The 24820-nt window shown below is 68.5% G+C and carries 19 protein-coding genes, 1 tRNA gene and 4 pseudogenes; 10 read left to right on the top strand and 14 right to left on the bottom strand.

Features of this window, described 5'->3' with window-relative positions:
* Positions 1 to 11 precede the first annotated feature (11 nt).
* The 4 genes and pseudogenes from ACFVYE_RS07915 to ACFVYE_RS07900 form a co-directional block, all read left to right on the top strand.
* Positions 12 to 2219: a DUF4157 domain-containing protein gene (locus ACFVYE_RS07915; RefSeq protein ID WP_389604595.1), complete on the top strand. Its 2208-nt coding sequence runs from the start codon at positions 12 to 14 to the stop codon at positions 2217 to 2219.
* 408 nt (positions 2220 to 2627) lie between these two features.
* Positions 2628 to 3056, top strand: coding sequence for a hypothetical protein (locus ACFVYE_RS07910; RefSeq protein ID WP_383962019.1), 429 nt, complete (start codon positions 2628 to 2630; stop codon positions 3054 to 3056).
* 380 nt (positions 3057 to 3436) lie between these two features.
* A complete protein-coding gene (locus ACFVYE_RS07905) occupies positions 3437 to 3859 on the top strand; it encodes a hypothetical protein (protein WP_389604593.1) in 423 nt (140 codons plus the stop codon).
* Between the two features lie 109 nt (positions 3860 to 3968).
* A pseudogene (locus ACFVYE_RS07900) lies at positions 3969 to 5024 on the top strand (type I restriction endonuclease subunit R); the annotation flags it as partial.
* A 76-nt stretch (positions 5025 to 5100) separates the two neighbouring features.
* Here the strand turns inward: ACFVYE_RS07900 and ACFVYE_RS07895 are convergent.
* Together ACFVYE_RS07895 and ACFVYE_RS07890 are read right to left on the bottom strand one after the other, a co-directional pair.
* Complete coding sequence (locus ACFVYE_RS07895) at positions 5101 to 5340, bottom strand: DUF397 domain-containing protein (protein WP_389604731.1); 240 nt, start codon at positions 5338 to 5340, stop codon at positions 5101 to 5103.
* 14 nt (positions 5341 to 5354) lie between these two features.
* Positions 5355 to 6200 carry a helix-turn-helix domain-containing protein gene (locus ACFVYE_RS07890; RefSeq protein ID WP_383962031.1) on the bottom strand — a complete coding sequence of 282 codons (846 nt, stop codon included), beginning with the start codon at positions 6198 to 6200 and terminating at the stop codon, positions 5355 to 5357.
* 151 nt (positions 6201 to 6351) lie between these two features.
* On the opposite strand from ACFVYE_RS07890, the gene ACFVYE_RS07885 reads away from it, so the two are divergent.
* On the top strand, positions 6352 to 6849 hold the full coding sequence (locus ACFVYE_RS07885) for an ATP-binding protein (RefSeq protein ID WP_383962013.1): 498 nt from the start codon (positions 6352 to 6354) through the stop codon (positions 6847 to 6849).
* A gap of 261 nt (positions 6850 to 7110) precedes the next feature.
* Here ACFVYE_RS07885 and ACFVYE_RS07880 read toward each other — a convergent pair whose 3' ends face one another.
* The 4 genes from ACFVYE_RS07880 to ACFVYE_RS07865 all read right to left on the bottom strand — a co-directional run bounded on the left by ACFVYE_RS07880 (position 7111) and on the right by ACFVYE_RS07865 (position 11907).
* Complete coding sequence (locus ACFVYE_RS07880) at positions 7111 to 7950, bottom strand: RimK family alpha-L-glutamate ligase (protein WP_389604591.1); 840 nt, start codon at positions 7948 to 7950, stop codon at positions 7111 to 7113.
* A complete protein-coding gene (locus tag ACFVYE_RS07875; protein ID WP_389604589.1) occupies positions 7947 to 8882 on the bottom strand; it encodes a RimK family alpha-L-glutamate ligase in 936 nt (311 codons plus the stop codon). Before ACFVYE_RS07875 ends, ACFVYE_RS07880 begins: the two co-directional genes overlap by 4 nt.
* 629 nt (positions 8883 to 9511) lie before the next feature.
* Positions 9512 to 10963: an MFS transporter gene (locus ACFVYE_RS07870; protein ID WP_383962004.1), complete on the bottom strand. Its 1452-nt coding sequence runs from the start codon at positions 10961 to 10963 to the stop codon at positions 9512 to 9514.
* A complete protein-coding gene (locus ACFVYE_RS07865; RefSeq protein WP_383962002.1) occupies positions 10960 to 11907 on the bottom strand; it encodes a nucleoside hydrolase in 948 nt (315 codons plus the stop codon). Before ACFVYE_RS07865 ends, ACFVYE_RS07870 begins: the two co-directional genes overlap by 4 nt.
* 424 nt (positions 11908 to 12331) lie before the next feature.
* Between ACFVYE_RS07865 and ACFVYE_RS07860 the strand changes: the two genes are divergently transcribed.
* The gene (locus tag ACFVYE_RS07860) at positions 12332 to 13351 is read left to right on the top strand and encodes a LacI family DNA-binding transcriptional regulator (protein ID WP_383961999.1); all 1020 of its coding nucleotides are present in this window, start codon (positions 12332 to 12334) and stop codon (positions 13349 to 13351) included.
* Between the two features lie 115 nt (positions 13352 to 13466).
* Here the strand turns inward: ACFVYE_RS07860 and ACFVYE_RS07855 are convergent, their stop codons facing one another.
* From ACFVYE_RS07855 to ACFVYE_RS07845, 3 genes are all read right to left on the bottom strand, one after another.
* On the bottom strand, positions 13467 to 14387 hold the full coding sequence (locus ACFVYE_RS07855) for a ribokinase (RefSeq protein WP_383961996.1): 921 nt from the start codon (positions 14385 to 14387) through the stop codon (positions 13467 to 13469).
* A 99-nt stretch (positions 14388 to 14486) separates the two neighbouring features.
* On the bottom strand, positions 14487 to 14693 hold the full coding sequence (locus ACFVYE_RS07850) for a hypothetical protein (RefSeq protein WP_383961992.1): 207 nt from the start codon (positions 14691 to 14693) through the stop codon (positions 14487 to 14489).
* A gap of 112 nt (positions 14694 to 14805) precedes the next feature.
* On the bottom strand, positions 14806 to 15822 hold the full coding sequence (locus ACFVYE_RS07845; protein ID WP_383961990.1) for a LacI family DNA-binding transcriptional regulator: 1017 nt from the start codon (positions 15820 to 15822) through the stop codon (positions 14806 to 14808).
* Positions 15823 to 16287: 465 nt separating this feature from the next.
* Here ACFVYE_RS07845 and sph point away from each other — a divergent pair, with 465 nt between their 5' ends.
* Positions 16288 to 17271 carry a sphingomyelin phosphodiesterase gene (gene sph / locus ACFVYE_RS07840; protein WP_389604585.1) on the top strand — a complete coding sequence of 328 codons (984 nt, stop codon included), beginning with the start codon at positions 16288 to 16290 and terminating at the stop codon, positions 17269 to 17271.
* Positions 17272 to 17648: 377 nt separating this feature from the next.
* Positions 17649 to 19109, top strand: coding sequence for an amino acid permease (locus tag ACFVYE_RS07835; protein WP_389604583.1), 1461 nt, complete (start codon positions 17649 to 17651; stop codon positions 19107 to 19109).
* A 105-nt stretch (positions 19110 to 19214) separates the two neighbouring features.
* Here ACFVYE_RS07835 and ACFVYE_RS07830 read toward each other — a convergent pair.
* Positions 19215 to 19302, bottom strand: a tRNA-Leu gene (locus tag ACFVYE_RS07830).
* A 192-nt stretch (positions 19303 to 19494) separates the two neighbouring features.
* A pseudogene (locus ACFVYE_RS07825) lies at positions 19495 to 19854 on the bottom strand (hypothetical protein); the annotation flags it as partial.
* Between ACFVYE_RS07825 and ACFVYE_RS07820 the strand changes: the two are divergent.
* Both ACFVYE_RS07820 and ACFVYE_RS07815 read left to right on the top strand, forming a co-directional pair.
* Positions 19848 to 20138 (top strand): annotated as a pseudogene (locus tag ACFVYE_RS07820) (CoA-binding protein); the annotation flags it as partial. The pseudogenes ACFVYE_RS07825 and ACFVYE_RS07820 sit on opposite strands and share 7 nt — an antisense overlap.
* Positions 20139 to 20207: 69 nt before the next feature.
* Positions 20208 to 20825 (top strand): annotated as a pseudogene (locus tag ACFVYE_RS07815) (MFS transporter); the annotation flags it as partial.
* 203 nt (positions 20826 to 21028) lie between these two features.
* Here ACFVYE_RS07815 and ACFVYE_RS07810 read toward each other — a convergent pair.
* From ACFVYE_RS07810 to eboE, 3 genes are read right to left on the bottom strand one after another with little or no spacing between them, the layout of a single operon-like run.
* Positions 21029 to 22180, bottom strand: a complete 1152-nt coding sequence (locus tag ACFVYE_RS07810) for a sugar phosphate isomerase/epimerase family protein (protein WP_389604581.1) — start codon at positions 22178 to 22180, stop codon at positions 21029 to 21031.
* A 49-nt stretch (positions 22181 to 22229) separates the two neighbouring features.
* Positions 22230 to 23648 carry an alkaline phosphatase family protein gene (locus ACFVYE_RS07805; RefSeq protein ID WP_383961979.1) on the bottom strand — a complete coding sequence of 473 codons (1419 nt, stop codon included), beginning with the start codon at positions 23646 to 23648 and terminating at the stop codon, positions 22230 to 22232.
* Positions 23645 to 24820 (bottom strand): metabolite traffic protein EboE, encoded by a 1176-nt coding sequence (gene eboE / locus ACFVYE_RS07800; RefSeq protein ID WP_383961976.1) that lies wholly within the window; start codon positions 24818 to 24820, stop codon positions 23645 to 23647. Before eboE ends, ACFVYE_RS07805 begins: the two co-directional genes overlap by 4 nt.

Below are 24820 nucleotides of genomic sequence, written 5' to 3'. Positions count from 1 at the left end.
ATGAGGGTCCCTTGCACGATCACGAGATCCACCGAACCACCAGAGCCGACAACGGGCGCATCACCTCCTTCAAGCCTGCGGCCACGCCACATGCGGTCCCTCTCGGCCTCCTCGCTCTTCAGGCCGGCGTCGGGAACGCCACCGTCGTCCAGATGCTCCGTCAGGCCGGCCATATCGCGGCGCAATCCGACCAGCACCAACACAGCCCCGACTGCGGCCACCAGGAAGTCCGAGCGACGGAACGACCCGCAGCGCAGCGCTCCGCGGTACACGAGGTCCTGCGCACCAGAGGCCGGCCGTTGGACAAGGCGACCCGCACCGACATGGAAACCCGACTCGACGCGGACTTCTCCGACGTCCGCATTCACAACGACAGCACGGCGAAGGCGTCCGCGGCCGAGATCGGCGCCCGCGCCTACACCTCCGGGAACCACATCGTCCTCGGCGACGGCGGCGGCACCAAGCACACCCTGGCCCACGAACTGACCCATGTCATTCAGCAGCGCCAAGGCACCGTCACCGGGACCGACAACGGTGCGGGTCTGAAGGTCTCCGACCCCTCCGACCGGTTTGAACGCGAGGCCGAAGCAAACGCCACACGACTGATGAGCGCCCCCAGCCCACAGGGTGGACGCCTGGACGACGGACAGAACCAGGCAGACCGAGCGGCCGAGAGCAGGGAACCCACCGTCCAACGAGCGATCGGACTGGAGATCGAGGTCGACCGTCCCGTCGTCCGGCACAACGGTGAGAACGTCATGAGTGGCAACAGCACCGGATTCACCATGGCGGAGAATCAGCAGCGCGGCATCAAGGTTGTCTCGGACGCACGCTGGCTCCCGGACAAATCGGGGCTCTACACGAATGCGGAAATCGTATCGGGGCCCGCCTCAGTACTGCCTGGCGAGGAGTTCCCTCCCCTCAGTGACACTCTCGGTCATCTTGAGGATGCTCACAGGAGGCTCTACGGCCCGACCGCGAACTCCCCGAATTCCGAGAAGCAGATGAAGGCTCTCTTTGCGGACGAGGGCTACGTCGCCAAAGAGGGGTTCAAGACGGCCAGAGTGGCACCAGAGAACCCTCACATGGAGCGCGGCGGGCGAGACGGTGGCGGGCTGTTCGTCCACCAGACCGTGGGAGTCCCCCTGCATGGCATGGCAGGGTTCTTCACCAAAGCACTCAACGAACCCGACGGTAAAACCAACTCGGGGAACAAGATCCGCGCCACGAAGAACCATTCGGAGAGGCACCTCGCCAAGTCAGTCGAATTCGGTTCGGCTCTGGCCGAAACGTACGCGACCAGCATGTTCGCGGATGATCAGACGATGCACTTGGATCGCGAGGAGTTGCGCGGGTTCGGCGCCTTGTTCTACACCCAGGTGGCCGCCTTGGCCGACAAGGGACGCAAGGACAGCCCCGAACTCTCCGCCAACCAGATAAAGAACAAGACCGCCGCACTGTCCCGCGTCGGTCTCGAATCGGTACGGCACACTCTGTCCGGAAGCGCTCAAGAATACCTGCAGGCGAACTCCGGAGAAATCAATCAGGTTTTCTGGAGACACTATGGAGAAGTCAACCCGATGAAGAGAGGCGAGCACATAGACGCCAAGGACGCGAAGATCTTGGAAACTTACGCCACGTCCGCTCTTCAGGGTGAACAACCCATTGAATCCGGATCTCAGAACTACGCCTTCGGCGGCATGACGGAGCTGCCGGGTCCGGACAATGTCCAGGGCGTCCCGGTGGTTCCCCTGGAAATGCGCTCATTCGGCCCCTCGCTCACGAACTTTCAGGACTTGCGAGGGGATGTTGGGCTGCTGGAGAACTGGTCCCAGGAGGCATTTGCCGGCGCCCTGGCGGCACGCAATGGACCAGCTGCCCCGTCGGCACAACAGGAACCGGCCGGCCAGCCGACCGTCACGTGGGAAGTTTTCGCCGGACAGGCAGTCGACGAAGCCAATCGCCTCTACTACGCAGACGAAAGCCGTCAACGCCAAATGGTGGCCATGCTGGTCCAGATCGCCGCACGCAGTGCCACCTCTCCCGAATCGCAGCAAACGGCCGCAGAGTGCATCAGTCGCCTCATACGAATCCTCAAGAATGAGCTGGCTTTGCAGGAGGTCGGCGGAATCATGGATGCCCTGACCCCGATGGCCCCTGCGGATCCCATACTGGCAACAATCAGGCGACAGTTGACAACGCTCGGAGCACGATCGTGATCAGTGTTTCCTGAGATGTTTCCTGAGGTGTTTCCTGCGGCGCCCCCCAAAAAATGAGACATCCGCCCAGCCAACGGCCACCTCTGCGACGTCGCGGGCGGCTTCGGCCGGGTCGCTGGGAGTACGGCAAGCAGCAGCCCCCTTCCGCTTGGAGCGGTCGGGGGCTGTTCGCGTGGGGCGGCCGGGGTTGTTCGGCCGCGGTTCAGCGGGGTTCAGCGGCCGGGCCGAACAGCGGACCTGTCCAAAAGCCCCTGCCAGGGACCGACCCTCTACCAGGCCCTGGACCTCCTTGAACACCTCCTCGCCACACTGCCCCGTTTGCCGACAACCCACCCCGTGGCAGCCCTGCGACACCACCTGAAAATGCGCTACTAGGCTTTCCATGATTCGAACGGGAGGGGCGGGAGCATGTCGATCTGGGGACTGGTCATCGAGACGACCGTGGGTGTCGGGGAACGCAAGCACACGGAGGCGTACGTGCTGACGCACGTGGAGGGTACGCGCGAAGAGGCTCTGGTGGAGCTGGAGCGGCGTGCCCGGAGACATACGCCGGAGCACCCCAGAAGCCCGAAGCGCCGTCGGCTCTTCCGGGAAGGCGACGGCTTCCTTCTGGTGATCGACGGCGCCTGGCAGTCCTTCAGCACGCGGTTCACGGTGGCGGAGCTGCTGGACGACAGCGCCGCACCGGCCCCGCCGTCGGCGGAGACGGCCCCACCGGAGGCTGAACCGGATCCGGCGGACGCGGTGCCGCCCCCGCCCTCGACGCCGCCGGTGGAACGCTATGCGGACGGAGTGCCGATGCGGCCGGCCTGGTGGGGCCGTACCGGCCTTCCGTGACGGCTGCTCGCTGGGCGCCGGCCTCTGCTCCCGCCTCCGGACTGGGGGGGGTGAGCAGGGCGTTGGCGAGGGTCGGTGCGCGATCGGCGTGCATCAGGGGTTCTGTGTCGTCCGTCCGGTACCCGGGTAAAGGCCGTCTCGCGTGTCAGGCCGTGAGTCTGCTCGCTGAGGACAGTGCTTCGGCTTGCCGGCTTTGTCGTCCGGATACGGCGCTCGGGCTGCTGTAGCGGGTGCCTCGCCGCACACCTCGCACGGTGCTGCCTGTCCGGGACACCGGGGTGGCTGTCCGGGACGGGCGAGAACCGTTGTCTCGCCCCGGCGTTGTCGGAATGCTCATGGCCAGGACGATCAACCCATCGAGGCAACGGGGAAAGCAGATGATGAGCAAACGTTCCGTGATCACCGGACTGGGCACGGCAGCGGCGGCGGCAAGCCTCCTTGCACTGGGCACCGGTACGGCGTCGGCCGGGTCCGTCAGTGAAAGCGTGGTGTCGTACGACTCACCCAAGCACGGTTGGGCCTCCGCCCATGCCTTCGTGTCGGTCGACGCGGTCTTCCTGGACGTCTGCGACGGAGGAAAGCCGGACGGGCGCCGCGCGGTGGGGTACCTGTACTTCAACGGCGAACTGGTCATGTCCGCGCAGGCGGCCGGCGGGTCGGGCTCGTGCTCGCCCCCGAGGACGAGCCTCGGCTGGATGGACGGGGCGGGCTACTTCACCGTGGAGGCGTGCACGCGTGACGGGGCGAACGGATCCGATCAAGGCTGCAACAGCTGGCGGTTCTACTTCGACGGGGAGCTGTAGCGCCCCTTCCCGTGGTTCCGCCCGCTCCCGGCGCTGACCGTGTGCCCCGGGTCTTCGGGGTGAGCCTCGCGGCCCTCTGCCGTTGCGACGGCAGGGGGCCGTGTGCTGGGTGGTGGTCGCGGAGAAGTACCAGACCGGCTTCGACCAGCCGCTCCTGACGACCATGTACATCAACAAAAAGCTGACCGGCGTCTCCGCCGTGCAGACGCTCTCCCGTCTCAACCGCACCGCGGACCGCAGGTCCCAGGCCGACCTCGCGGTCCTGGACTTCGCCAACGACGCCCAGGACAGACAGGACGCCTTCCGCCCGTACTTCGAGGAGGCGATGACGCTCCCCTCCGACCCGAACCTGCTCTACACCACGCAGAGCCGTGTCATGTCGGCGCCGATCATCTCCGAGCCGGAGATGGACGAGTTCGCCGCCGCGTACTTCGCCGCGAAGGAGAAGGCGGCCGGTTCGCAGGCCAAGTGGGAGAAGCTGCAAGCCGAGTTGTACCGGCTGCTGTCCACCGCTGTCGCCCGATTCACGCCACTCCTTGAGAGCGAGGAGGACGACGACGTGGAGACCGCCGAGGACTTCCGCGCCGATCTGAACGACTACATGCGCAAGTACGGCTTCCTCGCGCAGATCGTGCCCTACCGCGACGCCGAGCTGGAACGGCAGCACCTCTACGGCCGTTACCTCCTCAACCGCCTTCCGCGCCGCGCCGACGGGGGCGTCGACATAGGCGAGATCGACCTCAGCCACCTGCGGGGGGAGAAGACCGGCGAGCACGACAAGTCGCGCACCTCCGAAGGCCCGGCGGAACTCAAGGGGTTCGGAGAGGCTACGGGTGGCGCCGCAGAGGCCGAGAAGTCGCTGCTGCCGGAGCTGATCGAGAAGTTCAACGCCAAGTTCGGCACCGACTTCACGGAGCAGAACGTCATCCAGCCCTTCAACGAGGCCAAGGCCGCCAAGAAGGTCTGACTGGCAGCCGTCGCCAACGACGACGTGGACTACTTCGGCAAAGTCTTCGCCGACAAGATGGCCGACCACATCGACACGATCGCCGGCATGGGACGGCAGTACTTCGGGCCCGACAAGGGGTTCAAGTCCAGCCTCGACCGCAGCGCGCGCCGGGCGGCGTGGCGGATGATCCGCCGTGAGGAGGGCGTGGACGAGTAGTCCCGCAGCACACACGGGAGGGTCCCGCCGTTGCGCCTGTGCGGCGCGCGGCAGGACCCTCTTGGCGTTGTGTGCCTCAGCTGGCGACGAGGCCGATGAATCCGGCCCATGCTCCTGGTCCAACGGACAGCATGGGGCCGCTGAGCTGCTTCGAATCGCGGATGTGTACGTGGGCGGCTGCGGCGGCGAACTCCACGCATTCACCGCCACTGCCGGTGCTGTGGCTGCTCTTGCGCCAGGCGACCTCTACGCATTCGCCGCCTTCGCCACTGCTGTAGCTGCTCTTGAACCAAGCCGTCTCCGGCACGCTCGGCATCTCCGTCCGACCCATCATCCCTCTCCCAGGAGTCCCTTGACGGCATCCAGCGATTCACTCGGTGTCAGAGCCTGAGCTCGGATGATGCCGTACTGCTCCTCCACATCCCGCACAACCGCTCGCTCGGTGTGCAGACGGCTGTCTCGCTGAACCTCAACGTACGCCATCCTCCGCCCGTCGCGTTTTTCGATCAAGGTGAACGGTCCCGCAAGCCCGCAGTGTTCCTGCCGATCGGTCGGCATAATCTGGATCTCCACGTTCCGCCGGTGGCCGTGGAGAATGATCTGTTCCAGTTGGCCGCGTTGCACGCCCCAGCCCCCGACCGGGCGCCGCAGCACCGACTCCTCGATCACGAAACTCAGAGTTGGCATCGGTTTCCGAGCAAAGATGGCCTGGCGCGCCAAGCGTGCCGATACGCGTTGCTCGATCGTCTCCTCATCGAGAAGCGGCCGCCGCACGGCAAACACGGCGTGCGCGTATTCCTCTGTCTGCAACAGGCCCGGCACAGCCATCGTTGCGTACACGTGAAGGGTGATCGCCTCCGCCTCCAGCCGCGCCATGTCCCGGAAGAACGGCGGGTACTGCGCCCGCGCAACCTCCTCCTTCAACGCCAGCAACAAGCCCCCGGCCTCCAGCACCGCGTCCGCCTTGTCGATGAACTCGGGCTGCGGAATCCGCCGCCCCTGCTCGAACGACGCGACGGACTGTGCCGCGTAGCCCACCCGTTTCCCGAACTCCGTCCGGTCCAGCCCTGCCCGCAGACGTAACAGCTTCAACTGCCGTCCGAACGCGGCCATCACCCCCGCCCCCGGCTCGTCCTCCGGCCGCTTCCCGGACTCCACACCGGAGCTCGCCCCCATGTCCGCGTCCGCGTCGCCCCGTATCACCGTCATCGCCACCGCCTGTTCCACGCACCCACGCACGTACACGCCGAACGCCTCCGCGTACAAGCAGTCCGCGACGGCGCGTCACCCCTGGTCACGCTACGCCACCGAGCGACACCGTAGAGCCATGACGAGCAATCCCCCCCTCCCCTTGCGCCCACTTCCCACCGCCCAACCCCGTTTCCCCTGGCACCACTTCTCGATGCGCTTCAGCTCCACGCCCCGCGGTGCCCGTCTCGCCCGGCGCCTGGCCGGCGAACGGCTCGACGCGTGGGGTGTCCCGTACGGCAGCGACACGCACGACACGGTGACGCTGATCGTCGCCGAGCTGAGCGCCAACGCCGTAAGCCACGGCCTCGTGCCCGGCCGCGACTTCCGCCTGCGCCTGTCCGCCGAGGGCACCACCCTGCGCGTCGAGGTCACCGACACCCGCGGCGAGAAGGTCCCTGCCCTCACCGAGCCATCGGACACCCCGGACGGGGACGGAGGCGGAGAGGGAGGCCGCGGCCTGCTCCTGGTGGCCGCGCTCGCGGACCGCTGGGGCTGGTACCCGTGCGCGGACGGACCGGGCAAGACGGTGTGGGCGGTGTGTTCCGTGTGCGTCCTGGCGGTGCCCTCGCCGTAGACCGGCCTTGACCCGTGACCCGTGACCCGTGGCCCGTGACCGGAAAGAGGCGCCCCGAGCGCCTCCGTACCGCCGCCGCTGGACTGAAGATCGCCCCACCAGGGACACTTGCCCTCCACCCGTGATCGGCTCAGCGCCGACAGGCTCCGCACCTACCTCGGCACGTGCGTGGAGGCCGTGGATCTGCTGGAGGCCGGTGTTCGGGCTGCATGTGTCGTGGTCGGGCGCCCCGAGCGAGTTCCTGGTGGAGGCCGGGGTGTGTCAGGCCTCGTAGGCGGGAGGGCCGGGCCGGGGACGTCGCAGTGCCAGGGCTGCCAGCGCCGCAGGGGCGCCCTTCGGTCCGCGGATGCCCGGGAAGGCGTTGATGTCGACGACGACGGGCGCCCCCTCGCGGTCCAGCAGGTCGACACCGTAGACGTCCAGGCCGAAGACCTCTCCCATGTCGAGGGCGAGTTGGGTCCAGGCCCGCGGCAGGTCACGGACCAGTGGCGCGGACTGCGCACCGTCCGGCGGGGCGCCGACCGGTGCGGGGCGCACCCCCGCGAACACCTCCCCCGCGATCACCCACAGCTTGTGGTCCCAGCCGCTGTTCGCGACGAACTCCTGGAGGACGACCGGCTCGTCGGACCACTTGGCGGCAAGGCCCCGCAGCTCGGCCGGACCGTCCACGCGGGCGACCAGGTCCGCGCGCCGGCTGTGGCGACTCTTGACCATGAGCGGATAGCCGCTCTCCGGCCGCTCCGCCCCATGGAGGGATTCGGACAGCGTGTCCAGGGTCCTGGTCCGGGGCATCGGTAGTCCCGCGCCATCGGCCACGGTGGCGATCCGGCTCCTGTCCTGGCACAACTCCGTCGCGGCGGCGGAGTTCACCACCCTGGCACCGTGCGCTTCGAGGAATCGGGCAAGCTCCAGCGCCCGGGGGGTATGAGCCTTGAGGAGGTAGACGTCGGCGAGATCATCCGGGATCACCAGTTCCGACGGGGATCCGGCCCCGGTGTCCGGGTTCAGGAACGTCACCCGGTGCTCCGTCTCGATCAGTACGGAAGAGGCTGCAGCAAGCAGCGGATGAGCCGGCTTGTCGGTCAGCAGACACACCCTCATATCTGGGCGGCTCCCGGTGCGGCCGCGAGCATGTCCGCTTCGGGGTGCGGGTGGGGCTGTCCGTGGGGGGTCTGCGGCTGGGCGGGAATGCGCGGAGCGAAGGCGGGCACGCCCGTCCTGGCTGTGCCGCCCGTCCTGGCCAGGTCGAGGACGGCCCCGGCCAACCGGGATACGGCATCGGGGACCTGACGGAAACTCGGGAAGTCATTGATGTCGACGATCACGGGACCGTCGGGGCCGAGCACCACGTCGATGCCGTACAGGTCGAGGCCGAAGACCGCTCCCACCTTCCCCGCCACTGCGGCCACCTCGGCGGACAGAGGGACGGCTCTCTCCTCGACCGGCCCGTCCGGATGGAGCGGAGAGCGGCGCAAGGTCGCGTGGAACTCGCCCGCGAGACAGTAGACCTTCAGATCGGAACCGGGGTTGGGCACGTAGGGCTGGGCGATCAGTTGGCCCTCCCCCGCCCGCTCCGCCTCCGCCAGATGCCCGGGATCCGGCACGAGCCGCACCCCCCGCCCCGAGCTGCCATCGGCGGGCTTGACCACCAGAGGGAAGAGCTCGTCGGGGACATCCGCGAACAGCGTGGCCCTGGGTGCCGAATAGGTCACCGGAACCGGTAGCCCGTGCTGCCGCGCGATGACCGATGTGAGGACCTTGTCGCGCACCGCGCGGATCGACCGCGCATCGTTCACCGTGGTCAGACCCACGGCCGCCGCGGCCTCCAGAAGGGTGAGCCCGGGCCCGCCGGACACAGTCTTGAGTACCCAGGCGTCATGGGTCCCCGCCCGCACCTCTTCCGAGATCCGCAGCAGTGAGCCGCCGGGGCGCACCACGTCCACCTGGTGTCCCCACGACGACAGTCGCCGGACCACGTCAAGCGGCATGCCGTCATGCCGGTACAGCTCTTCGACGAGGAAGCAGAGCTTCATCCCAATACCCCTCGGTGCCCCATGACTGATGAGGGCACAACGGTGCCTTGCGGTGCTCTTCCGAACACCGCCAAAAGGGCAACGCTACGTCACGCCCGCCCCAAAGCAACGGCCACCGGGTGTTACTGATGGTGCGTTCCCTCATCCAAACAGATCTTCGTCGGGCGCGGCCACGGAGTGGATGGCCTTGCACCGGCCGAGCCCGCCACCGGGTCACGGAGTACGGATCTGCCTTGAGGGGTCGACACCGTGGCGCGTACGGGCCGGCCCGAGGCACGAGAGGGATGGGTTGGGTGAGGGGGTGTCAGTGCTGTCGACGGTTCACCGGAATCCTCACCGTCTGTGTCAGTGCATACACGTGATGGGCCGATCCCGAAGAGGGATGCGGCCCATCAGCTGCGCGGACTGCGTGGTGATCGCGCCAGAGACCACGGGTGACCACCGCGCAGACCCGTCGTCCGCGATTCGCGTGCCTGGTCTCTGCCGGCCTTCATCAGAAGAAGACCCCGCACAGGAACAGGACGTTCGCTCAGCGTGCCGTGAACAGCCCCGGGAACTCAGCGGTCTGCCGGCCGAGCTGATCCTGCTGCCCCGGCGTCGACAGTGTCACGCCGGGGCAGCAGCAGCCGTCAGACTCCGTCTTCCGCCGCCACCGGCTTGGGGATCAGGAAGGACGCCACGGTGGCGAGGCCCAGCATGACCACGCCGGCGATCATGCTGGCGACGTAGCCGTCGGGTGATGCCGGGTCGGCGGGCTGGACCGCCGTCTGGACCGCGTAGAGCGCCGCGAAACTGAGCCCGGCACCGAGGTTGAACGCACCGGCGTTCAACCCGGGCAGGAATCCGGGGTTCTCGCGCGGGGACAGCACGATACCGAGGCCGTTGAGCATGATGTTGCCCACGCCCGCGTAGGTGATGCCGACCAGTAGCGAGGCCACGAGCAGCAGGGCACGCGACGGGTCGCCCAGGGTGAAAATCATCAGGACGACGGAGGCGGCCGCACCGATCAGGCCCAGACGCAGGATGCGGCGATAGCCGAAGGTGGCGGCGAGTCGGCCGGCGACGGGACCCATGGCAAGCCCGGCCAGCGCGTACGGCGTGAGCGTCCACCACGCGGACTGTTCGGCGGACATGCCGAGCCCGGCGTGTGTGTCCTGGGCGAACGCCGGGATCAGCCCGTTCATGACGGCGAACACGCCGGTCATGGTGAGCACGGTGGTCAGCAGCGTCGCCCAGGTCGCGCGCTGCCGCAGGTGCCGGGTTGCGACCAGCGGGTGCCCGCTCCTGCCCTCGGTCCGCCAGAACAGGGCGAAGGCGATCGCGGCCACGACGACAAGGACGGCGAAGAGCAGCCAGTTCGCGGCGCCGAGCTTTCCGGCCTCGTTCAGCGCGATCAGCAGTGCTCCGACCGAGACGACCAGGAGTGTGACGCCGGGCCAGTCCATCCGGGACGCGGCGGCCGCCTTGGACTCCGGCGTCATGGTGGCGACCAGAACCGTGGCGATCGCCGCCACTACGGCCATCACCCAGAACACCGAGGCGAAGCCGTGCTTGTCGGCGAGGAACCCGCCGGCGAGGGAGTCGATCCCGGCGATGCCACCGTTGACGGCGGTGATCACGCCCAGCAGGGTGCCGTACTTCTTCGGCTCGGTGACCTCGACGCGCAGCATGATCAGGCACAGCGGCACCGTAGGCCCGGACGCGCCCTGGATGATGCGGCCGACGAACAGCATCGGCACGTTCTGTGCCAGCGCGGCGACCACGCAGCCGACTGCCATGAGCACCATCATCGCGACCAGCACCCGGCGGCGGCCGACGATATCGCCCAGCCTCGGCAGGAACAGCGAGAACAGGGCCGCCGAGGTGAAGAACGCGGTCTGGGTGAGCCCGATCTCGGCTGTAGTGGCGCCCAGACTGTCCTCGATGCTCTTCAGGGCCGGGCTGAGCATGCTGGCGTTCAGCTGGAAGGCGAAGCACGCCACGAGGAGCGCGGCGACCAGCACGCCCACCCGGACCGGGCGCCGGTCGGTGACCGGCGGCGGCCCGCCCGGGACGGCTCGGGTATTGGTGAAGACGTTCATTCGGCGCCGTCACCAATCCGCGTCAGGGCGTCCACGACGAGGTTCCAGAAGCGCTCGTGGTCGAGCTGGACGGCGACCTGGGTGTGGCAGTCGGGCGGGGCGGGCGCCCGGAAGTCGGTCACGGTCATGCCGAGGGTCAGCCCGCCGGTGAGCTCGATGTCCACCGGGGCCTTGCGCACCGTCATGACGGTCGGGTCGATGACGTAGGCGACCGCGCACGGGTCGTGCACCGGAGGGTGCTCGAAGCCCTGCGACTCGAGGTAGGTGGCGCCGAAGAAGTCGAGGAGCTCGCCCACGAACGCGGCCGGCTTGGTGCCGACCGCGGCGATCTTCTTCCGCACCTCCGGGGTCGCGAGCGCCTGGTGGGTCAGGTCGAGACCCACCATGGTGACCGGCCAGCTCTCGTTGAAGACGATGTGCGCGGCCTCCGGGTCGATGATGATGTTGAACTCGGCGACCGCGCTCCAGTTGCCCTCGTGGTAGCCGCCGCCCATCAGCACGACCTCGCGGACGCGGGAGGCGATGCGCGGCTCCTTGCGTACGGCGAGCGCGATGTTGGTCAGGCCGGCCGTGGGGACGATGGTGATCTCGCCCGGCTCATGGGACATCACCGTGTCGATGATGAGGTCCACGGCGTGACGTCGGTCCAGCTCCAGGGTCGGTTCGGGCAGCGCCGGGCCGTCGAGTCCCGACTCGCCATGGATCTCCGGCGCCGTCTCGATGGTCCGCACCAGCGGCCGCGGACATCCCGCGGCGAAGGGAATCCCGGTGATACCGGCGATACGCGCCACGGACAACGCGTTGCGCGTCACCTTCTCCAGCGTCTGGTTGCCGACCACGGTGGTCACGGCGACCAGATCCACATCCGGGTTCCCGTACGCCAGGAGCATGGCGATCGCGTCGTCATGCCCGGGGTCGCAGTCGAGGATGATCTTTCTGGCCATCGGAAGAGCCCCTTCGCTCAGCTGAACAGTTTGAGATGGATCTCGGCCAGCGCCACAAAAGGGCTACTGCACAGAGTGCGCCGGCACGGTCCCCGACCGCCGTCGCGGTCCGCGCCGGCATGCGGCGCCGACCCGCGGGCGGGCAGCGAGACGAGCAGGTACCGCGCACTCTTCCTTGATCACGCGGTGGGAAAACGATCTGGGAAATCGTTCTCCGAAGACTTTGCGCACCGACGCCCACGATGTCAATGGGTGAAGTCTTATCTCACGTTGTGGCCCTTTTGGGGTGGCGGATCGCAGTCTGGGCACGGGGAAAGGCCGGTGATAACGTTTGCCGCCTCCCCGCGGGTATCCGCCCGCTTCACGCGGCCGGACCAGACGAACAGGCAGGCGATCCGAAGTGGCGGAAGTAACACTGCGAGACGTGGCTCGCCTGGCGGGCTGTTCCGTCGCCACGGTGTCCCGGGTGCTCGTCGGCAACCGCCCGGTCGGCGCGGAAACCGCCCAGCGGGTACGCGCGGCCGCCGACAGTCTCGGCTACCGGCCCAACCACGTGGCCCGTGCCCTGCGCAGCCGCTCGACAGGCACCATCGGCCTCGTCCTGCCGCAGATCACCAACCCGTTCTACCCCACTCTGGTGCGGGAGCTGACGCGCGCGCTGCACGTCCACGACCGTGCCGTGATTCTCGCCGACTGCGACGACGACCCGATGACCGAAGCGGCCCGGATCAACGCCTTGCTGGCCCGGCAGGTCGACGCCCTGCTGGTCGTCCCGGTCGACGAGAAGCGCAGCGTGGCCGCGGTGACCGACGCGGCGGCCCGGGTGCCGCTGGTACTGCTGGACCGAGGCTGCGGCCCCGGCGTCGCCGACTCCGTGGTCGTCGACAACGCCGCCGGCATAAAGCTCGTGCTGGACCACCTCGCGGCCGCGGGGCGTCGCCGTCCGTGCTTCGTCGGGGCGGCGGGCACCGCCTCGGCGGCAGTCGAACGCCGCGCCGCGTACGAGTCCGGCGCAGGCGCACTGGACCCGCGGGCGCCCGGACGTGTCGAACTCGGCGAATTCTCCGTCGAGTGGGGGCGGGCCGCGGTGGACCGGGTCCGCGCGCACCGTCCGGACGCCATCGTCTGCGCCAACGACCTCATCGCCATCGGTGCGTTGCAACGACTGCGACAGCTGGGAGTGGACGTCCCCGGCGAGATCGCCGTCACCGGCTTCGACGACATCCCCATGGCGAGCCTCACCGACCCTGGCGTGACCACCGTCCGCCAACCCGTCGCCGAACTGGCCGCGGAAGCCGCCCGGTTGCTGGACCGGCGGCTGGCCGGAGAGAAGGCCGGCCCGAGCCACACGGTACGACTCGGTCCGGAGCTCTTCGTCCGCGGCTCCAGCACGACGGACTGCACCGGTCCGGCCGACGCCGCGCCCGGCGCCGCCCCGGCGTGAGCCCGGGAGCCTGCCGGAAACCCGGCGTCATGACCGCGAGCTGATCAGTACCTTGTCACCATGCCCAACTCGGCCGGCGCCCCGGCAAGATGACGGTTGAGCATTCCTGCCTTCTTCACAGCGCGGAGACTTCCTCTGCGCTCGGGTAGGACTCCTGCGCGCCCTGCCGGGTGACGGCCGCCGCACCGACCCTGACGGCGAACGCGGCGGCCTCGGCGAGTTGCTCTCCCAGGCCGAGCCGCCAGGCCAGGGCGGCGGTGAACGCATCGCCCGCCCCCGTCGTGTCCACAGCCTCGACCTTGGGACTCGGTACGGGTACGACGTCACCCGTACGACCGTCGGCGACGAGCGCGCCCGCCGCACCCAGCGTGACCACGACCGACTGCGGGCCGAGCTTCAGCAGCGCTCGCGCCCACTCCTGAGGCGTGGCGCCGGCGGCTTCCCCCAGCATGTAGCGCGCCTCGTGCTCGTTGACGACCAAGGGGTCGCAGGCGGCCAGCACGTGATCGGGCAGGGGTGCGGGCGGGGACGGGTTCAGGACCAGCCGGGTACCGGGTGACATGACACCAGCCACCTCGGCAACCGTCTCCAGCGGAATCTCCAGCTGTACGGACACGACCCGCGCCGCCTCGAAGAGGGGTCCGGCCGCCCGGATGTCCTCCGGGGTCAGCCGGGCATTGGCCCCCGGCGACACCACGATGCTGTTGTCGCCGGAGGGGTCCACGGTGATCAGCGCGACTCCGGTCGGTGCCCCGCCCACGAGGACGCCCTCGGTGTCCACCCCGGCCGCCCGCTGCGATTCGAGCAGCATGCGGCCGTGGGCGTCATCGCCGACCCGTGCCAGCAGCGCGGTGACGGCTCCGAGGCGGGCGGCGGCCACCGCTTGGTTTCCTCCCTTGCCGCCCGGGTGGACGGCAAGATCGGAACCGAGCACGGTCTCACCGGGTGCCGGACGGCGTTCGACACCGACGACCAGGTCGGCGTTGGCCGAGCCCACAACCAGCAGGTCGTACTGGTGGTGGTCGTTGACGTGCATTGTTCCTGCTTTCCGAGGTCGGATGCTGCTCAGGCGCTGTTCGGGAGAAGTCGGCGACATTCTTCTCGGTGACTACCTTGAACCGGTACCTTCGCCATGCTATCGACCTTCTTGTCCTCTGCGGCCCGCACCGCTTTCTGCACGGTGATCTTGCCCAGTTCCTTCGGCTGCGACTTCGGCCGCCTTCGCCTCCGCCTGGGCGCCCGTCTTCATCTGTACGAAGAAGGGGTTGTTGAGCATGGACAGCGACATGCCCGCCTTCGTGTTGTCGCCGGGCGAGCCGGAGTAGGCATGGTCAGAACGCACGCGTCGAGGCTGAGCGCCCTGGCGATCTCCACCATCTGCAGCCGTGCGATGCCCAGTTCGCGCGCCTCGGTCTTGCGTACGCCTTCGATGCGCAGCAACTCGTCCTGAGTGCTCACAGGTTGCTCCTCGGGTTCGAAGCGTGCTCGCCGCAGGAACTGCGTACGACAAGGCGGGCGGGAAGGGTGACGGACTGCGGTGACCGTCCCTCGATGAGGTCGACCAGCGCCCGCACGGCGGCTCGGCCGAGTTCGCCGGTCGGCTGGGCGATGGCCGTGATCGGCGGGTCGGTGTGCAGGAACCACGGGATGTCGTCGAAGGCCGCGAGTCCGATGTCCTGCGGGACACGCAGCCCGCGTGCGCGGATCGCGTCCAGCGCGCCGAGGGCCATCAGATTGTCGGCGGCGAATACGACCTCGGGGGGTTCGGGAAGGGCCAGAAAGCGCTCGGTGGCGCGGCGCCCGCTGTCCGCCTGGAAGTCACCCTGGCCGATGTGGGCGTCGGGCAGCGCGAGTCCGTGCTCACGCAGCGCCTCGCGGAAGGCCTCGACTCTCTCGTTGCCCGTGGTGGTGGCCGCCGGGCCCGCGATGATCGCGAGCCTGCGGTGGCCGAGGCGGTGCAGGTGGGCGACCAGGTCCCGGATGGCGTCTCGGCCGTCGGCACGTACCACGGGGACATCCACACCCTGGATCCAACGGTCCACGAAGACCATCGGTGTGCCGCTGCCCGCAGCGCCCGGCGTGAGCGGGGAGCTTCCGTCGGCCGGGGAGACGAGGAGTCCGTCGATCCGGCGGTCGAGGAGTGTGCGGATGTGATGTTCCTGCAGGTCGGGCTGCTCGTCGGCGTTCCCGATGATGACGCTGTAGCCCAGTGCGCGGGCCTCCTCCTCGACGAAGCGGGCCAGTTCGGTGAAGTACGGGTTGAGTACGTCACTGATGACCAGGCCGAGGGTGCGCGTCTGATCGGTGCGCAGCGAACGGGCGACGGCGTTGGGCCGGTAGCCGAGGACGTCGACAGCGGCGAGGACGCGTCCGCGCGCGGCGGGGCTGACGGAGGGATGGCTGTTGAGAACGCGGGAGACCGTGGCGACGGACACTCCCGCCTCGGCCGCGACATCCTTGATGCTCGCCATTTCCGGACCACCTCCTTGTGGTTTCCGTGAGCCTCGAAACCAGCGGTCCAGAGCCGTGGAATCGATTACAGCGACGATTGGAATCGATTACATGGCCGAAAACAAGACCTCACCGGGTCTCCGAGACCGGATCGTGACGAAAGGGGGAGTCGGGGTGAGGTTCGGGGCGGGCACCGGGCGGCAGCAGTCACGATGGTGTGGCGCAATGTGGAACGCCGGCCGGGAGGGGCCGAGGAGTCCCGGACCGGCGGCAGCGGTCTCGGCCCGGCGGTCGTCCGCAGACCCGCCGGGGCTCATGGTGGCGTTCACACCGCGAGAACGGAGGGGAAGAGTCCGGCGGGTCCGCACCACCATTGGTACACCGATGGAGAGACTCCCGACATCCGGTATCTACCCATGAGTAACTCCCGCTGATTGGATGTGTGTCGCCTGTTCCACCCCCCATCAGCAGAAGCAGGAGACCCCGTGCCGCTCACCGCGCTCCGCCGCACCTCCGCTGTGACCCTGTCCGCCGCGCTCGCCGCCGTCACGCTGATCACCAACGCCCCTCAGGCGTCGGCGGCCGACGTCCCGCCCCTGCGGGTGCTCACGTACAACACGTTCCTCATGAGCAAGAACCTCTACCCGAACTGGGGGCAGGACCACCGAGCGGCGGAGATCCCGAAGGCGTCCTTCTTCCAGGGCCATGACGTGGTCGTGCTCCAGGAGGCGTTCGACAACTCCGCCTCCGACGCGCTGGCGCGGAACGCTTCCACGCAATACCCGTATCAGACACCGGTGATGGGCCGGAGCAAGAGCGGCTGGGATGCCACGGGTGGCGCCTACTCGGCAACCACTCCGGAGGACGGCGGGGTCACCGTACTGAGCAAGTGGCCGATCCTCCGCAAGGAGCAGTACATCTACAAGGACGCCTGCGGCAGCGACTGGTGGTCCAACAAGGGCTTCGTCTACGCCGAACTGAACGTCAACGGCACCAAGGTCCATGTGGTGGGGACCCACGCGCAGTCGACCGACTCCGGATGCAAGGCGGGCGAGGCGGCGCAGATGCGCAGCCGGCAGTTCAAGCAGATCGACGCCTTCCTCGACGCCAAGAACATCCCGGCTTCCGAACAGGTCATCGTGGCAGGCGACATGAACGTCGACTCCCGCTCCCCCGAGTACGCGTCGATGCTCACCGACGCCGGACTGACCGGAGCCGATGTCCGCACCGGGCACGCGTACTCCTTCGACACCCAGGACAACTCGATCGCCGCCGACCGCTACCCCGACGACCCCCGCGAGGACCTCGACTACGTCCTGCACCGCGCCGGGCACGCGAAGCCGGCCGGCTGGACGAACGAGGTGATCAAGGAGCAGAGCGCGCCCTGGACCGTCTCCAGCTGGGGCACGGACTACACGTACACCAACCTCTCCGACCACTACCCGCTGATCGCTTCCGCGGCACGGTAGCGGGACGCCTTCGGCGGACAGTCGGACAACGCGAGGCGAAGTGCCACGACCCCGGCACTCCGCCTCGCCCCGTCCCCGGAACCGACCCGCCGCGGGAACCCCTCGTGGACCACGCCCCGCCCGAACTCCTCCCACAGGCCCAGGAGGCGTTCACCGGGCTCGGGGACACGGGCAAGCGGGCCGGCCCGTCCCCCGTGTGCCCCTCTTGCATACCGGCTCGTAACCTCTGAAGTACCTCAGATTTGTTCCTGAGTGATGTGGGGCACTGCCAAAATCGCAGGATTCCCGGATGATGTGCCATGCCGTGCCACGGTGACGATTCCCTGGCCGCCATGCCGGGACCGCCCACCTTCCCCTCACAAAGGCGAATCTCCTCCATGAGTGACCGCACCACTGCGGCCGATACGCTCGCCGCCGCCCCACCGGCGACGGGCTCCCCCCACCGGGACGCCGGCGATGCCGGTTACAGCAAGGACCTCAAGTCCCGTCACATCAATATGATCGCCATCGGCGGCGCGATCGGCACCGGCCTGTTCCTGGGCGCGGGCGGTCGGCTGGCCGGTGCGGGTCCCTCCCTCGCCGTTGCCTACGCGGTCTGCGGTGTCTTCGCCTTCTTCGTCGTCCGCGCGCTCGGCGAGCTGGTCCTCTACCGGCCCTCCTCCGGCGCCTTCGTCTCGTACGCCCGCGAGTTCATGGGTGAGAAGGGCGCCTTCGCGGCCGGCTGGCTGTACTTCCTGAACTGGTCGACCACCGCCGTCGCCGACATCACCGCGGCCGCCACCTACGCCCATTTCTGGGCCATGTTCAGCGACATCCCGCAGTGGATCCTCGCGCTGATCGCCCTCGCCGTCGTCCTCACCGCCAACCTCATCTCGGTGAAGTACTTCGGCGAGATGGAGTTCTGGTTCGCGATCATCAAGGTCTCCGCCCTGGTGGCCTTCATGCTCATCGGCATCTTCCTGGTGGTCACCCAGCACCCGGTGGACGGTCACACGCCGGGTATCTCCACCATCTCCGACAGCGGCGGCATCTTCCCCACCGGCATGCTCCCGATGCTGATGGTGATCCAGGGCGTCGTGTTCGCGTACGCCTCCGTCGAACTGTGCGGCGTAGCCGCGGGTGAGACGGAGAACCCCGAGAAGATCATGCCCAAGGCGATCAACTCGATCATGTGGCGTGTCGGTCTCTTCTACGTCGGTTCGGTGGTGCTGCTGGCCCTCCTGCTGCCGTACACCTCGTACTCGGCGGACCAGAGCCCCTTCGTCACCGTCATGGACAAGCTCGGTATCCCGGGCGCGGCCGGTGTGATGAACCTGGTCGTGCTGACCGCGGCGCTCTCCAGCCTGAACTCCGGCCTGTACTCCACCGGCCGCATCCTGCGCTCCATGGCGCTGGCGGGCTCCGCGCCCAGGTTCACCGGCCGGATGAACAAGGGCCAGGTGCCCTACGGCGGCATCCTGCTGACCGCCGGTTTCGGTGTACTGGGCGTCGTGCTCAATTACGTCGTGCCGGGCCAGGCGTTCGAGATCGTCCTCAACTTCGCGTCGATCGGCATCCTCGGCACCTGGGGCATGATCATGCTCTGTTCGCTGCTGTTCTGGCACCGCTCGCAGGACGGCAGGGTCACCCGCCCCTCGTACCGGCTGCCCTGGGCCCCGTACACGCAGATCGTCACGCTGGCGTTCCTCGCCGGTGTCGTGTTCCTGATGTGGTGGAGCGGCGGGGTGGGCCGTACGACCGTGCTGTGCCTGCCACTGATCGCGGCGGCGCTGGTCGGCGGCTGGTTCGTCGTCCGTGGCCGGGTGAACGACCTGGTGCAGGAGCGCGACAACGCCTGACCTCGCCCGGTTGCGGCAACGCCCCCGCGGTGACATTTCCGCGGGGGCCGTTCCCCCACCACCATCCGGAAACGCGAAAGACCCCAGATGAACTGGGGTCTCAGCTGGTGTCCGAGGGGGGACTTGAACCCCCACGCCCGATAAAGGGCACTAGCACCTCAAGCTAGCGCGTCTGCCATTCCGCCACCCGGACCAGGTGGTCGGCCCCGGTTTCCCGCGGCGACATGGAAAACAATACCAGGGGTTCGGGGTGCCTCTCACCTGCGTTTCCGGTGGTCAGTGCGGTGCGCCGGACGCTGTCGGCACCATCCGGCGCACTCCACCCTGCCGCGCGTACGGTCTGTTGCCGTTCGCGTACGCATGGTGTTGCCCGATGGTCAGGGCATCAGGTGATAGTCGGGGAAATTCCCCGGCAGCCTCTCCCCCGCCGGGCCGCCCGGCGCGCGGCGCCGTCCATCGTGGCGGCCTGCTCGACCAGGGGGTGCGCACGTGCGTCGAGGATCGCGCGGCCGCGGGCCGCGTTGTTGCCGTCCAGGCGGACGACGAGCGGTTTGGTCAGGCGTACGGACTCCAGGGCCCGGACGATGCCGTCGGCCACCGCGTCGCAGGCCGTGATGCCTCCGAAGACATTGACGAAGACGGATTTCACGGCGGGGTCGGAGAGAATCACCGACAGGCCGTCGGCCATGACGTCGGCCGAGGCGCCACCACCGATGTCCAGGAAGTCGGCGGGGCGGGCTCCGCATGGAGGACCCGCGCATCCATGCGCTGGTCCTGGGCTACTGGCACACGATCGTCACCCCGCCGATGGTGTTCGCCGAGCTGACCGCCCGGGTGGTCCGGGAGTTCCGGGACCGCGGGATCGTCAAGCCCGTCGTGGCGTCGCTGGCCGGTGACACCGAGGTCGAGGAGGCCTGCGCGTATCTCTTCGAGCGCGGCGTCGTGGCCTACCCCTATACCACCGAGAAGCCGGTCGCGGCACTCGGTGCGAAGTACCGCTGGGCAAGGGCCGCGGGGCTGCTGATCTGACCCTTCCCAGGCACGAAGAGTTTGGACAGGGGGCGCTGGCCAGGTTCTTTCGAAGCCAAGGGGAGACTCATGAGCACGGACGAACGACCGGACGGCACGCCAGGTGTCGCGTTCCGGGAAGTGACTGACAACAAGGGCCGCGTCTATCGCGTCGGTGAGACGGACCGGGATCTCCTCGGTCACAGCCGCAAGCTCATGGTGTACCTGCCGTGGATCGCGATGATGGCCATCAGTGTGTCCGAGTACGCATACGGCTCCGCGGAGGACACCCTCTCCGAAGCCCATGGCTGGACGCAGAGCAATACCTTCTGGATCCTGAGCGTCTGGGTCTTCTTCCAGGCGGGGATCGCCTTTCCCGCGGGGTGGCTGCGCGAGAAGGGGATACTCACCGCGCGGCGGGCCATGTTCGTCGGAGCCGCACTCTGTCTCGTCGGCTTCGTCGCACTCTCGCATCTGGACAATGTGTTCGCCGCGATATGCGGCTTCGGCGTGATCGGCGGTCTGGGATCCGGGCTCATATACGCAACCTGCATCAACATGGTGGGCAAGTGGTTCCCGGAGCGGCGCGGTGCGAGGACCGGCTTCGTGAACGGCGGATTCGCCTATGGTGCGTTGCCCTTCATCTTCATCTTCAACTACGCGTTCGACACCGGTAACTACAACGAGGTTCTGGATCTCATCGGTGTGTCTCGGCGAGAACGGCCGGCGGATTGCCGACCGGCCCCGGGGTCGGTCGCGCCGTTCGGGGTGCCGGTCAGGCACCGTACGCTCCTGGTGACTGCCGTGGAGCGTACGGTGCCTGACGTCACCGGGCGGGCGTTTGCGCTGTTCCCCGGTCTTCAGGAATTCGGGGTGAGGCGCCGACCGCCCCTCCGGTGCCGTCGATGGTCCTACTTGCGCAGCGCCGCCAGGTTGTCGTAACCGATCCGCGCATGGTTCAGGGACTGCGCGAGGTCGGTCGAGCTCGGTGCGTTGTCCTGCTCGACCATCGGGTTGCGGTAGTTCGCCTCCCCGACGCGGCGGAAGAACGTCCGGTAGTCGATGACCCCGGTACCGAAGGGGACCATGTCGTAGCCCTGGCCGCTGGTGGTGTTGACGACGCCGTCCTTGGCGTGGAACAGCGGGTAACGCTTGTTGTGGCAGCGCACCAGTGCCGCGGGGTCGAAGATGTTCTCCCGCTGCGATCCGTCGTGCGCGGTGTAGGTGTGGAACTTGTACTGGGCGACGTGCGCCCAGAAGATGTCCATCTCCAGCCATACGGTCTTCGGGTCGGTGACCTTGAGGAAGTACTCGAGCTTGCGGATGCCGGAGCTGCGGGTGGGCCGGCCCTGTGCGTCCAGCGGGCCGCCGTCGAGCAGGAAGCCGTAGGCCGCGTCGTGGTTGTGGGTGTACAGCTTGATGCCCGCACGATGAGCGATCTGCCCCAGCGAGTTCCACTTGTCGGCGGCCACGTCCCAGTCGGCACGGTAGGCACTGCCGGTGGGGTCGCCACCGGTGCCCATGTGGTCCATGCCGAGGATGTTCGCTATTTCGAGGGTCCGCTTGAACTGGTCCAGGTCGCTCTGGTTCAGCGGCCAGGACGACGGGATGAAGCCGTGGTTGCCCTGGGCGCGCAGACCGTATTCGTCCAGCCACGAGCGCAGCAGCTTCGCGCCTTCCACCGTTTCGAGGTTGCTTCCGCCGGGTGCGTTGGCGTGCTGGCCGTACCCGGCGAACTCGACCTGCTTGTAGCCATAGCGGGCCAGTTCCTTGAAGACCTCGCGGAAGCCCGAGGGAAGGTCGCTGCTGAGCGGATCCCGGCCCGTGGCGTCGCGCACGGTGTACAGGATGATTCCTCTCTTCGCCGCCGGGACCAGAGCCTGGCCGTGGCCGTGCCCCTTGTGGGAAGCGGGCTGGGCGAAGGCCGGCGACGCGCCGAAGGCGGGCGCGGCGATCGCCGTTGCCGCAGCGGCGGTGCAGGTGCTGAGGAAGCGGCGGCGGCTGACGCCGAGGCTGCGGCGCAGGGCGCCATCCGTTCCGGATTCGTCGTTGTACGCGGTCACGGTCTCTCTCCTTCTCGAAGATGCTCGAAACGCCGTGTGCGGACCGGTCTCATGCGAGGCCGGCAAGCGTGAGGAGCAAGGACTTCACTTCGGTGGCCCGGACGGGGCCGGTGAACGCGTGGGGGGTGGAGCACAGGATGAGCGGACCTTCTTCGTCGCTCATGGGGAGGCGGCCGTGGCTGCCGCGAACAGGTGACGGGTCCAGCGGTACGACCGCCATGCGGTAGCGCATGCCGAGCTTCTTGCGGGCGACGGCCGCGGCGGCCTTGACCCGGACGTACGGGTCCTGGGGGTCCAGGAAGAGTTCGACGGGGTCGTAGCCGGGTTTGCGGTGGATCTCGACGAGCTGCGCGAAGTCGGGCGCGCGGGCGTCGTCGAGCCAGTAGTAGTACGTGAACCAGGCGTCCGGGTCCGCGACGGCGACCAGTTCGCCGGAGCGCGGATGGTCCAGGCCGTGTGCCTTCTTGCCCTCGTCGTCGAGGAGCTGCTCGATGCCCCGGAGGTCCTGGAGGGCTTCGCGGGTCGCTTCGAGGTCCTCGGGGCGGCGCACGTAGATGTGGGCGAGCTGATGGTCGGCGACGGCGAAGGCGCGGGAGGCCATCGGGTCGAGGTATTCCATGCCGTCCTGGGTGTGGACCTCCAGGAGGCCGGCGCGGCGCAGGGCCCGGTTGATGTCGATGGGCCGGTCGACGCGGGTGATGCCGTACTCGGAGAGGGCGACGACGGTGCGGCCTTCGCGGCGGGCGTCGTCCAGGAGGGGTGCCACGGCCCGGTCCAGATCGGCCGCGGCCCGGTACGAGCGGGGGTCGTCGGGGCCGTAGCGCTGCAGGTCGTAGTCGAGATGCGGGAGGTAGCACAGGGCCAGGTCGGGATGGCGGGTGTCGAGGATGTGCCGGGTCGCGTCGATGATCCACTGGGAGGAGACGAGGTCGGCGCCGGGGCCCCAGAAGTGGAAGAGGGGGAAGGTGCCGAGTTTTTCGGTGAGTTCGTCGTGCAGGGCGGGCGGCCGGGTGTAGCAGTCGGGTTCCTTGCGGCCGTCGGCGTAGTAGACGGGGCGCGGGGTGACGGTGATGTCGGTGTCGGCGCCCATGGCGTACCACCAGCAGATGTTGGCGACGGTGTAGCCGGGGTGGGCGCGGCGGGCGGCGTCCCAGAGCTTGTCCCCGGCGACCAGACCGTTGTGCTGGCGCCAGAGCAGGACGTCACCGAGCTCGCGGAAGTACCAGCCGTTGGCGACGATGCCGTGCTCGGCGGGCGTGGTGCCGGTGAGGAAGGTGGACTGGGCCGCGCAGGTGACTGCGGGGAGCACGGTGCCCAGAGGGGCGTGGGTGCCGGACTGCCCCAGGGCTTTGAGGTGCGGCATGTGGTCGAGGAGCTGTGGGGTGAGGCCGACGACGTCGAGAACGAGGAGCGGGGTCGGTGCGGTGGGCGTGGTGGCCTGCGTCGTGGCCTGCTCGGCTGCGGTCATGGGAGCTCCTTGAGGCCGAGGTCGACCAGGAGGTCGCGGGCGAGGGTCAGTTCGGCGGCGATGCCGTCGGCGAGCTGGGTGCGGGTGCGGGGGCGCAGTGCGGCCGGGAGCGCCTGCCAGGTGTACGTCTCGACCTCCAGGTGCCTGGTGAGGGGCCGTGCGCCGCCGACCAGCCGGGTCAGCGTGGACCGGAGCACGGGAAGGGTGGAGGTGAGCGGTGGGGCGGGAGGTGCGTGCAGGGGGACGTGGAAGTGGGCGCGCCACGGGGCGCCGTCGGGCAGGGCCCGGCCGGTGACCGCCTCGTCGAGGTCGTCGGTGCCGCGCAGCCCGGCGGCGGTGCTGGTGCGGGTCTGGTGGAGGAAGCGGGGCTCGGCGAAGGCGGCGAGTGCGGTGCGTACCTCGGGGAGGTGGGGGTGTTCGGCGTGCAGTGCGGCGGAGAGCTGGGCCTTGGCCACCGGGATGCCCGCTGTGTCGAGCGCGTCGACGGCGGTGTCGGGGTCCTCGAAGGAGGTGGCCAGGTGGCAGGTGTCGATGCAGATGCCGATGCGCCGGTGTCCGACGGCGGTGAGCGGTGCGATGGCGTCGGCGGTGGTCTCGACCGTGCAGCCCGGCTCGGGTTCGAGGCCGATGCGGATGGACTTGCCGGTGAGCTCGGCAAGTGCGTCGAGGCGGTTTGCGAGGGTGGTGAGCGCGGTGTGTGCGAGAGCGGCCGCCCCGGCGTCGGAGTCGAACGGGGTGCGCCAGGCGATCGGGAGGGTGGAGATGGTCCCTTCGGTGACGTCGTCGGGGAGCAGACCGGCCAGGAGCCGGGCGAGATCGGTGGTGTGGGCGAGCCGCTCCGGGTCCGTCCAGTCCGGCTTGTACACCCGGTACTTGACCTCGTCGGCGCCGAATCCCTCGTACGGGAAGCCGTTGAGGGTGACGACTTCCAGGCCGCGGCGGTCCAGCTCGGCGCGCAGGGAGCGCAGCTGGGACGGGTCGTTGATCAGGCTGCGGGCCGCGTCCCTGGCGAGCCAGAGGCCGATGCCGAGCCTGTCCCGGCCGAGGCGTTTGCGGACCGGTTCGCAGTGGTCGCGCAGTTGGGTGCGGACCCCGTCGAGTGTCTCCGCGGGATGGACGTTGGTGCAGTATGAGAGGTGGACGGTGGAGCCGTCGGGGTGGCGGAAGCGCAT

The organism is Streptomyces sp. NPDC058239 (genome assembly GCF_042882185.1).
Taxonomy (GTDB): domain Bacteria; phylum Actinomycetota; class Actinomycetes; order Streptomycetales; family Streptomycetaceae; genus Streptomyces.
This window is presented reverse-complemented; position numbering and strand designations above follow the sequence as displayed.